The following is a 14,129-nucleotide window of genomic DNA, read 5'->3' as shown; positions in this document are numbered from 1 at the left end:
CCGGCGGCGAAAGATAGCGGGGCGGACCCGCCGCGCAAGGCGGGCCTGCCGCTACGTCACGCATTCAGCCGCGTATAGCGCTCCAGCGCCGCGGCGCGGCCGGCGAAGGTGATGGTGCGGCCGACCGCCACCACCAGCACCGCCGACACGACCATGCCGAAGGAAAGGACGCCGAACCCCGCCGTGAACCCGCCGGTATGGCCCTTGAGGAAACCCATGATCGCCGGGCCGAAGAAGCCGCCGAGATTGCTGATCGAATTGATCAGCGCGATACCGCCCGCCGCGGCCGTGCCGCCCAGGAAGGACGGCGGCAGGGTCCAGAACACCGCCAGCGCCGCATAGACGCCGCACACCGCGACCCCCACCGACAGCAGCACGGCCAGCGGCGAATGAAACAGCGCCGCCGCCAGCAATCCGCCCGCCCCCACCAGCGAGGCGACCGCCACGTGCCAGATGCGCTCGTGCCGCGCATCGCTCGACATGCCCCACAGGATCATCACGAACACCGCCGCGAGATAGGGCAAGGCGACGACAAGATTGGTCTGAAGGATCGAATAGCCCATCTCATGCACGATCTGGGGCAGCCACAGATTGACGCCGTACAGCGCCAGCACGATGCCGAAATCGGGAATGGCCAGCAGCCAGACCCGGGGGTCGGCGAACATCGGCATGAGCTTGGTGTGGACATGCGCCGGTTCGGCGTCGAGCGATCCGGCGATCTCGGCGCGGTCGTCGTCGCTCAGCCATTTCGCCTCGGCCGGTCCGTTCGGCAGCAGCCAAAGCACGGCCAGCCCGAGAATCACCGACGGCGCGCCTTCCAGGAGGAACAGCCACTGCCAGCCGTGCAGGCGATGCAGGCCCTCCATCCCGAGGATGGCGCCCGACAGGGGGCTGCCGATGACGTTGGCGAAGGGCACCGCCGCCAGGAACAGCGCGATCAGCCGCGCCCGGTGCGGCGAGGGAAACCAGTAGGTGAGATAGAGGACCATGCCGGGAAAGAAGCCGGCTTCCGCGAGGCCCAGCAGGAAGCGGACGACGTAGAAGCTGACCGGACCCGTGGCGAAGGCGTTCGCCATCGAGACCACGCCCCAGGTCAGCATGATCCGGCTGATCCAGATCCGTGCCCCGATCCTCGCGAGAATCACGTTGGACGGCACTTCGAACAGGAAATAGCCGATGAAAAAGATGCCGGCGCCGAAGCCGTAGACCTCCGGCGTCAGGCCGAGGTCCTTGTTCATCGTCAGCGCCGCCGTGCCGACATTCACCCGATCGAGATAGGCGACAACATAGAGCAGCCCCATGAACGGCATCAGCCGCCATGTGGCCTTCGCAAACACCGCGCGTTCCATGCAAATCCCCCGGTATTCGGCGGACTATGACGGGCCGGCGTGCAATCGCAAAGTTGTCCTCCCACCGTCGTGACACACCCGTCATTCATCCTGCGTTCAGGAAAAAGGTTGGAACATCGGGTTGCGAGGGGTTGGGAACTTCGAAGCGCGCAGGTACGTTTACCCTGTCGTGCTTCCAACATTGCAAGAGGGAGTCATCATGAAAACTCTGCTTACCGCGGCGGTGCTCGCCGCTGGCCTCATGAGCATTTCGGTCACCGCGGCCGACGCTCGTCCTCACGGCTGGCATCACCACCGCCACTGCGTAACATGGGGATGGCGCCATCATCATCGCGACCGTTGGTGCCGTCGCTGGGGCTGGTAACAGTCCGTTCAACTCCTAAAGGGGGATTATTACTTTGAAGAAGATCATCGCTTCCGCGTTCGCATTGGGTCTGCTGGCCGCTTCGGCCATGCCGGCCGCCGCATTGACGATCCATCTGGGCGGCCATCATCACGGCCACCGCCACTGCACCAGCTGGGGCTGGCATCACCATCACCATGACCGCTATTGCCGCGGCTGGGGCTGGTAAGCACCGGACATCGGTTCGATCGGGGCGCGAAGCCATGCTTCGCGCCCCCTTTTCTTTTCAGGGCCTGCCGTTCAGGGCCCATCGTTTCAAGGTTTGGGCGTTACGCCCATCCGGTCGAACAGGAAGGTCAGCTCGTCGGTGCGCTCGGCGATCCGCTCGTCCAGCGAGCTGCCGATGCCGTGGCCCGAATTCGCCGAGGTCCTGAGCAGGATCGGCAGGCCCGAACCGCTCGCGGCCTGCAGGGCGGCGGCGAATTTGCGCGAGTGCATCGGATTGACCCGCCCGTCGGTCGCCCCGGTCATCAGCAGCACCGACGGATAGGACGTCCCGCGCACCATGTGGTGATAGGGCGAATAGCCGTAGAGCACCTTGAACTGTTCCGGATTCTTGACCGTGCCGAACTCCGAGGTGTTGAAGGCGCCGTTCGGATCGTTCTCCCACCGCACCATGTCGTAGATGCCGACGGCGGAGATCACCGTGCGCGCGAGAAGCGGATGCTGGGTGATCTCCGCGCCCATCAGCAGCCCGCCATTCGACCCGCCGAGCAGCGCCAGGCGCTCATGCGAGGTGTACTTCTTGTCGATCAGGTACTGCGCGACGGCGGCGAAATCGTCGAACACGTTCTGTTTCTTGAGCAGCATGCCTTGCGTGTGCCAGCGCTCGCCATATTCCGAGCCGCCGCGGATATTGGCGTCCGCATAGACGCCGCCGGCGTCCAGCCAGAGCCGCCACATCGGTCCCAGGAAATACGGCGTCGAGGAGATGCCGTAGCCGCCATAGCCGTAGAGCAGCGTCGGATTGGTGCCGTCGAGCTTGGCGCCCTTGCGGGCGATGATGCTGACCGGGACCTTGGTGCCGTCCTTCGAGGTCGCGAAGCCGCGCACGACCTGCGCATCGTCATAGGACACGGGCGAGGTGATCTTCAGGCCCGTCTCCTCGACCTTGCCGGTCGCAGGATGCCAGAGCGCGTAATAGGTCGGCCGCAAATAGGTCGCGACGTTGAACAGCACGTCGCCATTGCCGAGCGGCGCAATCTCGGTGTTGCCGGCGATCTCCGGCAGCGGCAGCTTGCCCAAGGGCTTGCCGTCGAGCGCGAAGACGCGGACCTCGTTCGGGCCGCCGACGATGTCGCGCACGAACAGCCGGTCGCGGCTGAGCGCCAGGTCGAGCTCTTGGGCTTCCGCCCCGCCCGACAGGATCGCAACATTGCTCTCCGGCACGATGACCGGCGCCTTGGCCAGCGCCAGCGGCGCGAAGGGCGGCTTCAGCTTGACGATCTTGCCGTTCGGCGCGCCGTCGCGGCTGATCGCATAGACCGCGCCGTCCGGCCCCAGCGTCGCGAAGGCGAAATGGTCGTCATAGGTCGCGATCTGGATCGGCGCGCCGGACCTGGGCAGGACGTAGAACGCCCATTGGTTGCCGTCGCCGCGCTGCACCTGCACGAAGCCCTCCTCCCGGCCGTAGCGGGTGTCGAGGAAGATTTCCGAGACGCGCTCGAGGCCGTTCTTCGGCCCCAGCACCAGCGGGTCCTTCGCCACGTCGGTGCCCAGCTTGTGGAAATAGACCGCCTGGAAGAAATGGCGGTCCGCCTCCGGCGCGGCCGCGCCGGGATAGCGGGTGTACCAGAAGCCGGTGGCGTCCCTGGTCCAGGCGGCGCTGCCGCCGGCGGTCGGGAACTGCACATCGGCGATCGGCTTGTCGATCTCCTTGCCCGTCGCGACGTCGTAGACATGCAGCGTGCCGTCCTCGCTGCCGCTCTGCGACAGCGACACGGCGACCTTCGTCCCGTCGGGCGAGACCGCGAACCAGTCGATCGACGTCAAACCCTTCTTGTCGAGCGCATTGGGATCGATCAGCGCCTTGCGCGAGGCGGGATCGGCCGCCGCGTTCAGCGTCACCAGCATGGGCTGCTGGAATGCGGGATCGGAATAGAGCGCGAAGACATGGGGGCCATGCGCCTCCAGATGGTAATAGGCCGGCGACGACGCCTTGATCAGCTTGGCGAGCCGGGCCGCGACCGCGCCGCGATAGGGCAGCGCGTCGAGATAGGCGCGGGTGCGGGCATTCTGCGCATCGCTCCACGTCTTGACCTTGGGATCGTTCCAGTCCTCCAGCCAGCGATAGGGATCGAGGACGCTTGTGCCCTGCACGACGTCGACCGTGTTCCCCGCCGGGGTCGGCGGGGCTGCGGGAATGGTGGCGGCAGCAGTTGCAACCGCGCACATCACGGTCATCAACAAGGCTTGTGGAACGCGCTTCATGGACCATCCCCAATTGACGCCGATCCGACCCCAGGTCGAAGAGACGCCAATCAAATAGCGTGTTGCTGATCTCGGCACAATTCAGCCATCGCCGTTCTTTCCGGCGGGCCGTTGCGTACTCGGAAACTGCAATTGGGGCTGCTCGGGCGCGGAAAGAACCTCAAGCGCGTTCGCCTGGATAAGGCCCGCCTCCACGCCTTTCATGATGACATAGGGCTGCATCATGGGATCCCGAAAGCGGAATTTGTATGCGCGCTCCTTTCCACGACGTATGAGGATTTTCCCGCGTTCGTCGCCGATGAATTTCTTGAGATGGTTCTGAAAATTCGCGATCGCGATATCTCTCTTCAAAATGCTCGACAATGGTCCGACGACAGCGTTGGGTGTAAATAATCCGCGCTCGTCCGTTTGCGCCAATGCGCAAGCCAGCAACACTTCCCGAAAGAGCGTATCGGACCTGTTTGTGTGCGTTGCCGTAGCATATTCGCGCTGAACGGATTCCTGAGACTTGGCCAAGGCGCGCTGGATTGCGGAGTCAACATTCGAGACGGTGACAACCGTACGGCGAAGACGAATGGCATCCTGCGTGGCGTGGAGGCCGAGAAGATGTACATAAGCAGGCAGTCCGCGTGCGAGCGTGATTATTTTCCATAAAGCGTCCGCCTCGATCTTCATCCCAAGTCTAGGCAGTCGCTTTTGCAAGAGTTCCTTCATCTCGTCGTTGGACATTCGCGGCATCGGAATTTGCTCGATGCACCGGCTTATGGATTCATGCTTGTCGATCAATTCGCCGATGTCATCAGCGACACCGACAATGATGACGGTGACGTTGACGGCATAGTCGGAGAGATTCTTGATCGCATTCGCTGTCAGAGCCCTTAAATCCGGTTCTTCGGATTTGTCGAATTCGTCGATCACCACGACTGGAATATCGGATGCCTTGAATGCATGCTCCAAGGCCCGCCTTACGTCATCGGGTGTTAGCTGCGTCTGGTAGTTGTCGGCCAAATGCCGCGTCCCCCCATCCATGTCCTGCACCGGAATGTCCTTGAAGACCTTCATCCAGGCAGAGGAGAAGTTGTCGGTGGGGTCGATTTGCTCTCGAAACAGCAGGACCTTTTTCACGATGCTGGGGAACAGCATGGGAAAGACTTTCGCCAGCGAGGTCTTTCCGACCCCGCGCTCGCCGTACAGAACGGCATGCTTGCCGCGTTCGAGCACGACCTCAATGAGCCGGCGGATTTGTGTTTGCCGTCCCGCAAAAAGATCGCTTTCGTCGATAGGCGCAGAGGGCGTAAACAGCATTGTCGCCTCATAGTTGAGGCTATCCCAGTCTTCAGCTGTACGTGGCGTTGCCAAATGGACCTCACTTGGTTTAGTAGGCGGCTTACTTGTTATAATAAGCCGCTTAGTTGATGAACTCAACGCCATACTGATCGTTCGACGACCACCCTTGCCTCCCCCCGCCCCTTCGCCTATAAGCCCCGCCTTCATAGCGGCTGCGGTCGCCGGAACCTGCCCTCTTTCAAATCGAAGATGGGGGCGGGTGTGCGCATGGTGCGTATTCCGGCCGATCCGAGGCAGTGACGGGTGTCCGCCCCGATCTGTTCCGCAAGCCCAGGAAAGGACGGACATGGCTCTCTACGAGCATCTCCTGATCGCGCGCCAGGACATCAGCGCGCAGCAGGTGGACGCGCTGGCGACCCACCTCAAGACCATCGTCGAAGGCGAAGGCGGCAAGGTCGAGAAGCAGGAATATTGGGGCCTGCGCGGGCTCGCCTATCGCATCAAGAAGAACCGCAAGGGGCATTACGTGCTCCTCAACATCAACGCGCCGTCCAAGGCCGTCGTCGAGCTCGAGCGCCAGCTCAAGATCAACGAGGACGTGCTGCGCTACATCACCGTGAAGGTCGATCAGTTCGAGGTCTCCTCGAACAAGGCCCGCCGCGATGACCGCCCCGAGGGCGAGCGCAAGCCGGAAGGCGCCGAAACGCAGGAGGCCGCATAATGTCGTATGGTGGTGATCGTGCCGGCGGCGGTGGCCGCGAGGGCGGCGGACGCGAAGGCGGCGGGCGCGGCGGCGAGGGCGGACAGCGCCGTCCCTTCTTCCGCCGCAAGAAGACCTGCCCGTTCTCGGGCGCCAATGCGCCGAAGATCGACTACAAGGACGTGAAACTGCTCCAGCGCTTCATCTCCGAGCGCGGCAAGATCGTGCCGTCGCGCATCACGGCGGTGTCCAACAAGAAGCAGCGCATCCTCGCCAACGCCATCAAGCGGGCGCGGTTCATGGCGCTGCTTCCCTATGTGCTGAACTAGGGGCGACGACGATGCAAGTGATCCTGCTCGAACGCGTCGAGAAGCTCGGCCAGATGGGCGACGAGGTGCGCGTCAAGGACGGCTTCGCGCGCAACTATCTGCTGCCGAAGAAGAAGGCGCTGCGCGCCAACAAGACCAACCGGGAATTCTTCCAGGGCCAAAAGGCCCAGCTCGAGGCCCGCAACCTTGAACAGAAGAAGGAAGCCGAGGCCGTGGGCAAGAAGCTCGACGGCAAGACCTTCGTCCTGATCCGCCAGGCCGGCGACCGCGGCCAGCTCTACGGCTCGGTCTCGACCCGCGACATCGCGAGCGCGATCTCGGAAGGCGGCGTCAGCGTCGACCGCACCCAGGTGCCGCTCGACACCGCGATCAAGACCATCGGCCTGTTCAAGGTCGGCGTCCGCCTGCACCCGGAAGTCCGCGTCTCGGTGACGATCAACGTCGCGCGCAGCGAGGACGAGGCCGAGCGCCAGGCCCGCGGCGAGGACGTGCTCGCCGAGCGCACCGAAGCCGAGGAAGCGAAAGTCGCCGCCGAGGAGCTCTTCGAGGAAGGCGCCGCGCCCAAGCCGGAAGGCGAGGAAGAGGCCGCGGAAGCGGAGTAATCCTCCCGACCGGTCAACGAACCAAGGGCGCGCCCCCGAGGCGCGCCCTTTTCGTTTCAGGACCGCTTCGCGCTCTGCAGCAAATCCCATTTGTTGCCGTAGAGATCCTCGAACACCGCCACCGTGGCGTAGGGTTCGTGGCGCGGCGCTTCCAGGAATGTCACGCCCCGCGCCGTGAAGGCTGCGTGGTCGCGCGCGAAATCCTCGGTCTCCAGGAACAGGAAGACCCGCCCGCCGGCCTGCTTGCCGATGAAAGCCGCCTGCTCCGGCGTCGCCGCCCTTGCCAGAAGCAACGCGACGCCGCCGCCCTTCGGCGCCACAAGGACCCAGCGCTTGCCGCCGCCCAGATCGGTGTCCTCCAGCACCCCGAAATCGAGCTTGCCCGTGAACCAGGCCAGCGCCTCGTCATAGTCGCGAACCAGGAGAGCGACGTGCGCGATATGGGGCATGACATCCGCGTCTTGGGGCACGGCGGTCCATGCACCCGCCGCGCGGCCGCGGCAAGCGCTACTTGATCGCGGTGGCGATCAGGCTGGTGCGCTGGTTCCACTGGAACTGGCTCTGCACCAGTTGCAGGCCGATGAGCGCGGTGGCGCCCAGCTTCGCGCCCTTCTCCTTCAATTCGTGCACCGCTTCGTCGTACGACGCGTCATTCACCCCTTCGACGCTGGCATAGACGACGCCAAGCTCCACGTCGCTCGGCTCCTTGTGCTGCAAAGTGCTGACGCGCATCGGTCTGTTCCTAATTTCCGCCGTCGACGGCTTTGTAGACCGACAGCGAGTGCTCGAATGGTCCGGGCTCCAGCGCCAACGCGCCCTGGAACGGCTTGCTCAGGATGATGGTGATGAACAGCAGCATGCCGATCATGAGGGTGAGCACGGCCGAGGTCACGACATGCGGCCACCACGTATCCATGTAGAGCATGCAGCTCATCGCCACCACGATCGTCGCGCCGCCGATGAGCCCGAGCCACAGCACCCACGGCACGGCCTCGCCGGCCTGGAGCGTGCGCTTGTTGCGCGCCGCGGTGACGAGGGAGAACTGCGACAGGAATTCGCGGTTGATCGACGAGTTCGCGACGTCGGGCGGCATGTGCGCATATTCGCGGTAGATGTTCGCGATCTGGCGCCGGGCTTCCGGCGCCGCGCCGCCGGTCGCGGCCTGGATCTCCCATTCGGTGCTCACCACCGCCTCGGTGTAGCCGCGGATGTGCTCGCGCATGGCCTTCATTTCGTCCGCCGGCATGCCGTTGGTCTGGCGGTACATGGTGGTGAGCGTCGAGGCTTCGAGCGCGACATTCTCCTTCGCGTCGCCATAGGCCTCCCACACCACGACCACGAGGAAGCCGAGCATCACCGCATAGATCGTGCCCGCGGTCAGGAACAGCGGGACCAGGACGTCGTTGTGCCCTTCGCGGACCTTTTCATGCAGGAACTGGCGGGCGCTGAGCACGATCAGGGCGGTCAGGATCGCCGGTGCGATGACGACCAGAAGTCCGAGTACAAATGTGTTCAACAGGCATTCCTCTGCCCGCCTTGCCCTCGCGGATCGGGGCGAACCTATACGAGGGCGCGCCATGCAACGTGTAATCGCGTCCATCAATCGGTATCCCGCGAAACTGGTAAACGTCCGGCGTTGGGGAACTCGCGGCCCGGTGCACTGCCCGGACGGGCAAGATTGCCGTCGTCTCGCGACCCGGTTTCCGCTATAGTCGTCGCGACCGGTCAAGGACCGCCGCCGTCCACCTGACGCTCAGCGTCGTGGACAGGCCCATTCCCGAAAAGCCCATCCTTCCATCGAGGAATCGCGTCCATGTCCGTCGTCGCCCAGACCAAGCGCGTCACCGTTCCGGAAATCCGCGCCCACAAGAACGCCAAGCCCGTCGTCTGCCTCACCTGCTACCACGCCCACACGGCGCGCCTGCTCGACGATCACGTCGACCTCATGCTGGTCGGCGACAGCCTGGGCATGGTGATGCACGGCATGGAGACCACGCTCGGCGTCACCCTCGACATGATGATCGCGCACGGCAAGGCGGTGATGCGCGGCAGCCGCCACGCCCTCGTCGTCGTGGACATGCCGTTCGGCTCCTATGAGGAGAGCCCGCAGATCGCCTTCCGCAACGCCGCCCGCGTGATGCAGGAAACCGGCTGCACCGCGATCAAGATGGAAGGCGGCACCCGTCTCGCCGAGACCGTGCGCTATCTGACCGAGCGCGGCATTCCGGTGATGGGCCATATCGGGCTGACGCCCCAGGCGTTCAACGTCACCGGCGGCTTCAAGACCCAGGGCCGCACCGAGGCGGAATGGCCGGCGATCGAGGCCGACGCCAAGGCCATTGCCGAAGCCGGCGCCTTCGCCATCGTGCTCGAAGGCATGGCCGAGCCGCTCGCCGCCAAGATCACCGGCCAGATCGCCATCCCCACCATCGGCATCGGCGCCTCGCCGCGCTGCGACGGCCAGATTCTGGTAATGGAGGACATGCTGGGGCTGAACCCCAACCCGCCGAAATTCGTGCGCCAATACGCCAATCTCGGGCCGGAGATCGAGCGGGCGGTCAAGGCCTATGCCGCCGATGTCCGCGACCGGTCCTTCCCCGGCAAGGAAAACGTCTACACGATGAAGAAGACGGGCTGACCGCGCCTTCCCGCATGCGGGGAGGTGAAAAACAGGCAAGTTGCGCGCACGGCGCCGAGCGGCTAAATCATCCCGCGCGGTCAATATCTTGGCCTTTTCGGCCCGCCGGCCGCCCCCGTAACGAGGATTTCCCAGTGAGCGACATCTTCCGCGAAGTCGAGGAGGAAGTCCGCCGCGAACGCTTCGCCCAGCTCTGGAAGCAGTACGGCGACTATGTGATCGCGGGCGTGGCCCTGGTCGTCATCGCCATCGCCGGCTTCGAATTGTGGCAGCGCTACGAGCAGAACCAGAGCCTGAAGGCGTCCGAGACCCTGATCGCGGCCCAGGACCTCGCGGAAAGCGGCGACTTCGCCCGCGCCAACCCGGCCTTCGCCGTCGTCGCCAAGGATGCGCCCCGGGGCTATGCCGAAATGGCGCGCCTGTCGGAAGCGGGCGCGCTGGTGCGCGCCGGCCGCCGCGGCGAGGCCGTGGAGATCTACAAATCGGTCGCCGCCGGGGATTCGGGCCCGCTGCGCGGCGTGGCGCTGATCCGCGCCGGCTGGGCCAGCGTCGAGTCCATGTCGCGGCACGATCTTGCGACCCTGCTGGCGCCCCTCACCGATCCGGCCAATCCCTGGCGCCATGCGGCGGCGGAGATCCTGGCCTTCTCCGACTATCATTCCGGCGAGATCGGCGCCGCGCAGAAGCAGTTCCAGGCGATCGCCGACGATAAGGACGCCACCGAGCCGATGCGCCGCCGCGCCGCCGCCATGGCGGCGTTCCTCAAGGAAGGCGGCATGCGAAACTTCGGCACCGTGCCCGAACCCGTGCCGGCCGCGCCGCCGGCCGGCGGCCCGGCGCCGCCGCCAACCGGTGCACCTCAACCATGACCGCCAGACATATCCGCACCGTCGCCCTCGTCCTGGCGATCGCGCTGCTCGCCTCGAGCTGCACGGTCATGGACACGGTGAGCAACTGGTTCGACACCGGCGGCAAGAAATCCAAGCTGCGCGGCGAGCGCATCTCGGTCATGACCGCCGACGAGACGCTGCGCATCGACGATTCGCTCAAGACGGTGCCGGTGGTGTTGCCGCCGCCCTACAAGAACGCGGACTGGCCCGAGCCGGGCGGCTATGCCTCCAACGCGATGTATCACCTCGATGCGCCGGGGCCGCTGCGCGTGCAATGGCAGCAGGACGCCGGCAAGGGCTCCGACACCTCGTCGCGCCTGACGGCGCCGCCTATCGTTGCGAACGGGCGCATCTATGTCATCGATTCGGCGGCGCATGTCTTCGCCTTCGACGCCAAGAGCGGCAATCCCCTGTGGGACCGCTCCATCGCGCCGGTCGAGCGCGACTACAACTGGCTCAACATGTGGGGCATCTTCGGCGCCGGCAACAAGGTCGATCCGTCCAAGGGCTTCGGCGGCGGCGTCGCCTATGACGACGGCAAGGTCTTCGCGACCAGCGGCTTCGGCGAGGTCGTGGCGATGGACGCGCGCAGCGGCAAGGTGCTGTGGAAGCAGGATCTCGCGGTGCCGATCGTCAACGCGCCGACGGCCAATGGCGGGCGCGTCTTCGTCTCCTCCTACGACAACCATTTCTTCGCGCTGGCGCAGGCCGAAGGACGCCGGCTGTGGGACCATCAGGGCATTTCGGAATCGGCCGCGATCCTGGAAAGCACCAGCGCGGCGGTGGCCGGCGAATACGTCATGGCGCCCTACTCCTCCGGCGAGATCTACGCCCTCAGGGTGCAGAACGGCCGCCCGGCCTGGAACGACATGCTGACCCATTCCGGCGCGCCGACCGCGCTGTCGGAGCTCGACGACATCGCGGGGCGCCCCGTGGTCGACCGCGACATCGTCTTCGCCATCAGCCATTCGGGCATCATGGCGGCGATCGGCCTGAACAGCGGCGACCGGCTGTGGTCGCGCGACATCGGCGGCATCCAGACGCCCTGGGTCGCCGGCGACTATGTCTATGTGCTGACCACCGACGAGCAGATCATCTGCCTGACCCGCAAGGAAGGTAAGGTGAAATGGATCCACCAGCTCCAGCGCTGGGAGGATGCCGAGGACAAGCACGGCGCGATCGTGTGGGCCGGGCCCGTGCTGGTCTCCGACCGGCTGATCGCGGTGTCCTCGAACGGCGTCGCGGCGGCGCTGTCGCCCTATACCGGCCAGCTCATCGGGCGGATGGCGATCCCCGCGGGAACCTATATCTCGCCCGTGGTCGCCGACGGCACGCTCTATGTCTACACCGCGGACGCGCAACTGGTGGCATTGCGCTAGGGCGGGCGCTACAAGGGCGCCATGTCCTTCACCCTCGCCATCATCGGCCGGCCGAATGTCGGCAAGTCGACGCTGTTCAACAAGCTCGTGGGCCGCAAGCTCGCGCTGACGCACGACACGCCGGGCGTGACGCGCGACCGCCGCGAGGCCGACGCGTCGCTGGGCGCGCTCGCCTTCCGCGTCATCGACACCGCCGGCTTCGAGGACGAGGCGCCGGAGACCCTGGCCGGGCGCATGACCGCCCAGAGCCAGGCCGCGATCGCCGACGCCGACGCGACGCTGTTCGTGATCGACGCCAAGGCCGGCGTGACCACCGGCGACGAAGCCGTCGCCCAGGCGCTGCGCAAATCCGGCAAGCCGGTGATCCTGGTCGCCAACAAATGCGAGAGCCACGCCAGCGACGACGGCTACAACGAGGCCTATGCCCTCGGCTTCGGCGAGCCGGTCGCGGTCTCCGCCGAGCACACGCTCGGCTTCGGCGCGCTGGAGGAAGCGCTGTCGCAATATATCGCGCCCACCCTCTATCCCGAGGACGGCGAGGAAGACGCGCCCGACGAAGAGACCGACGACGAAGCCCTGGCGCGGCCGATCCGTCTTGCCATCGTGGGCCGGCCCAACGTCGGCAAGTCGAGCCTGTTCAACCGCCTTCTCGGCGAGGAGCGCACGCTCACCGGGCCCGAGGCCGGGATCACCCGCGACGCCATCGCCGCGGCCTGGCACGCCGACGGCCGCGACTTCGTGCTGCACGACACGGCGGGACTGCGGCGCAAGGCGCGCACCGCCGGGCACACGCTGGAGGAGATGTCGGTGGCGTCGACGCTCGACGCCATCCGCTTCGCCGATTGCGTGATCGTGCTCCTGGACGCGACCCAGGCCTTCGAGAAGCAGGACCTCACCATCGCCGATCTCATCGAGCGCGAGGGCCGCGCCGTGGTCTTCGTGGCGAACAAATGGGACCTGATCGAGAACCGCGCCGGCGCGGTCGGCGATCTGCGCGACCGCCTCGACCATTCGCTGCCGCAGCTCACCGGCGCGCCGCTGGTCGGCATTTCGGCGCTCACCGGCGAGGGCCTCGACCGCATCGTGCCGGCGGTGATCGAATCCTACACCGCCTGGACCAAGCGCATCAGCACCTCGGCGCTGAACCGCTTCCTGGAGAAGGCCCTGGAGCGCCACGCCCCGCCGGCGATCAGCGGCCGCCGCGTGCGCATCCGCTACATGACCCAGGTCAAGGCGCGGCCGCCGACCTTCGCCCTCTTCGGCAACCAGCTGAAGTCGCTGCCGGAGGACTACATCCGCTACCTGACCAACGGGTTGCGCGAGGGGTTCGGCCTCAAAGGCACGGCACTGCGGTTCCTGATGCGCGGCGGGAAGAATCCGTACGCGGAGGATTAGGCACGGAACGCCACGAGCTCGCCGTTCTTCGCGTTCGACGGCGACAGGAGTTCGACGATGAGCGGCGCCACCGCATCCGGCCGCGGCAGCGAATCGGGATCCTCGCCCGGCATCGCCTTGGCGCGCATCGCGGTGCGCATCGCACCGGGATTGAGCAGGTTCACTTTCACCTTCGTCGTCGCGCATTCGGCGGCATAGGTGAGCGCGAGCGATTCCACCGCCGCCTTCGCCATCGCATAGCCGCCCCAGAACGGCGTGTGCTTGCGCGCCGCGCCGGAGGAGACGAACAGCGCGCGCCCGGCATCGGAGGCGCGCAAGAGCGGATCGAGCGAGCGGATCAGCCGCCAATTGGCGATGACGTTCGTCTCGACCAGTTCCTGGAACACTTTGGGCTCCAGATGCGACAGCGGCGTCAGCACGCCGAGCGTGCCGGCATTGGCGAGAAAGGCGTCGAGCCGGCCCCAGCGCTCATGGATCGACTGGCCGAGGCGGTCGAGCGCGGTGAAGTCGCGCAGGTTGAGCGGCACCAGGGTCGCCGAGCCGCCGGCCTTCTGGATCGCGTCGTCGAGGTCCTCCAGCCCGCCGGTGGTGCGGGCGAGCGCGATGACATGGGCGCCCGCCTTGGCCAGCGCCAGGGCCGCGAAATACCCGATCCCGCGCGAGGCGCCGGTGACGAGGGCGATCTTGTTTTCGAGAGGCTTGGTCATGTTCGTTCGATCCACTGCTG

The 14,129-nt window shown here is 65.8% G+C and carries 14 protein-coding genes and 1 pseudogene; 8 read left to right on the top strand and 7 right to left on the bottom strand.

Annotated elements, in window-relative coordinates; translation table 11 throughout:
- Positions 1 to 56 precede the first annotated feature (56 nt).
- Positions 57 to 1,349, bottom strand: coding sequence for an MFS transporter (locus tag WDN01_00700; protein MEJ0024516.1), 1,293 nt, complete (start codon positions 1,347 to 1,349; stop codon positions 57 to 59).
- A 398-nt stretch (positions 1,350 to 1,747) separates the two neighbouring features.
- On the opposite strand from WDN01_00700, the gene WDN01_00695 reads away from it, so the two are divergent.
- Complete coding sequence (locus WDN01_00695; protein ID MEJ0024515.1) at positions 1,748 to 1,921, top strand: hypothetical protein; 174 nt, start codon at positions 1,748 to 1,750, stop codon at positions 1,919 to 1,921.
- Between the two features lie 86 nt (positions 1,922 to 2,007).
- Here WDN01_00695 and WDN01_00690 read toward each other — a convergent pair whose 3' ends face one another.
- Positions 2,008 to 4,182 carry a prolyl oligopeptidase family serine peptidase gene (locus tag WDN01_00690; protein MEJ0024514.1) on the bottom strand — a complete coding sequence of 725 codons (2,175 nt, stop codon included), beginning with the start codon at positions 4,180 to 4,182 and terminating at the stop codon, positions 2,008 to 2,010.
- An 81-nt stretch (positions 4,183 to 4,263) separates the two neighbouring features.
- Positions 4,264 to 5,487, bottom strand: a complete 1,224-nt coding sequence (locus WDN01_00685) for an AAA family ATPase (GenBank protein ID MEJ0024513.1) — start codon at positions 5,485 to 5,487, stop codon at positions 4,264 to 4,266.
- 328 nt (positions 5,488 to 5,815) lie between these two features.
- On the opposite strand from WDN01_00685, the gene rpsF reads away from it, so the two are divergent.
- From rpsF to rplI, 3 genes and pseudogenes are all read left to right on the top strand, one after another.
- Positions 5,816 to 6,190 (top strand): 30S ribosomal protein S6, encoded by a 375-nt coding sequence (rpsF, locus tag WDN01_00680; GenBank protein ID MEJ0024512.1) that lies wholly within the window; start codon positions 5,816 to 5,818, stop codon positions 6,188 to 6,190.
- 86 nt (positions 6,191 to 6,276) lie between these two features.
- Positions 6,277 to 6,498, top strand: a pseudogene (gene rpsR, locus WDN01_00675) (30S ribosomal protein S18).
- A gap of 11 nt (positions 6,499 to 6,509) precedes the next feature.
- Positions 6,510 to 7,100, top strand: coding sequence for a 50S ribosomal protein L9 (gene rplI / locus WDN01_00670; GenBank protein ID MEJ0024511.1), 591 nt, complete (start codon positions 6,510 to 6,512; stop codon positions 7,098 to 7,100).
- 56 nt (positions 7,101 to 7,156) lie between these two features.
- On the opposite strand, the gene WDN01_00665 is transcribed toward rplI, so the two are convergent.
- From WDN01_00665 to WDN01_00655, 3 genes are read right to left on the bottom strand one after another with little or no spacing between them, the layout of a single operon-like run.
- A complete protein-coding gene (locus tag WDN01_00665; protein MEJ0024510.1) occupies positions 7,157 to 7,549 on the bottom strand; it encodes a VOC family protein in 393 nt (130 codons plus the stop codon).
- Between the two features lie 58 nt (positions 7,550 to 7,607).
- Positions 7,608 to 7,832 carry a hypothetical protein gene (locus WDN01_00660; protein ID MEJ0024509.1) on the bottom strand — a complete coding sequence of 75 codons (225 nt, stop codon included), beginning with the start codon at positions 7,830 to 7,832 and terminating at the stop codon, positions 7,608 to 7,610.
- Positions 7,833 to 7,842: 10 nt separating this feature from the next.
- Positions 7,843 to 8,616, bottom strand: a complete 774-nt coding sequence (locus tag WDN01_00655) for a hypothetical protein (protein ID MEJ0024508.1) — start codon at positions 8,614 to 8,616, stop codon at positions 7,843 to 7,845.
- Positions 8,617 to 8,913: 297 nt separating this feature from the next.
- On the opposite strand from WDN01_00655, the gene panB reads away from it, so the two are divergent.
- The 4 genes from panB (at position 8,914) to der (ending at position 13,402) form a co-directional block, all read left to right on the top strand.
- A complete protein-coding gene (gene panB / locus WDN01_00650; protein ID MEJ0024507.1) occupies positions 8,914 to 9,738 on the top strand; it encodes a 3-methyl-2-oxobutanoate hydroxymethyltransferase in 825 nt (274 codons plus the stop codon).
- 134 nt (positions 9,739 to 9,872) lie between these two features.
- Complete coding sequence (locus WDN01_00645) at positions 9,873 to 10,607, top strand: tetratricopeptide repeat protein (protein MEJ0024506.1); 735 nt, start codon at positions 9,873 to 9,875, stop codon at positions 10,605 to 10,607.
- Positions 10,604 to 12,007 (top strand): PQQ-binding-like beta-propeller repeat protein, encoded by a 1,404-nt coding sequence (locus WDN01_00640; protein ID MEJ0024505.1) that lies wholly within the window; start codon positions 10,604 to 10,606, stop codon positions 12,005 to 12,007. The genes WDN01_00645 and WDN01_00640 overlap by 4 nt, the downstream gene beginning before the upstream one ends.
- Positions 12,008 to 12,028: 21 nt before the next feature.
- Positions 12,029 to 13,402 (top strand): ribosome biogenesis GTPase Der, encoded by a 1,374-nt coding sequence (gene der, locus WDN01_00635; GenBank protein MEJ0024504.1) that lies wholly within the window; start codon positions 12,029 to 12,031, stop codon positions 13,400 to 13,402.
- Here the strand turns inward: der and WDN01_00630 are convergent.
- On the bottom strand, positions 13,399 to 14,109 hold the full coding sequence (locus WDN01_00630) for an SDR family NAD(P)-dependent oxidoreductase (GenBank protein MEJ0024503.1): 711 nt from the start codon (positions 14,107 to 14,109) through the stop codon (positions 13,399 to 13,401). The genes der and WDN01_00630 overlap by 4 nt on opposite strands.
- Positions 14,110 to 14,129 lie beyond the last annotated feature (20 nt).

This window comes from Rhizomicrobium sp., from assembly GCA_037200985.1.
Lineage (GTDB): Bacteria > Pseudomonadota > Alphaproteobacteria > Micropepsales > Micropepsaceae > Rhizomicrobium.
This window is presented reverse-complemented; position numbering and strand designations above follow the sequence as displayed.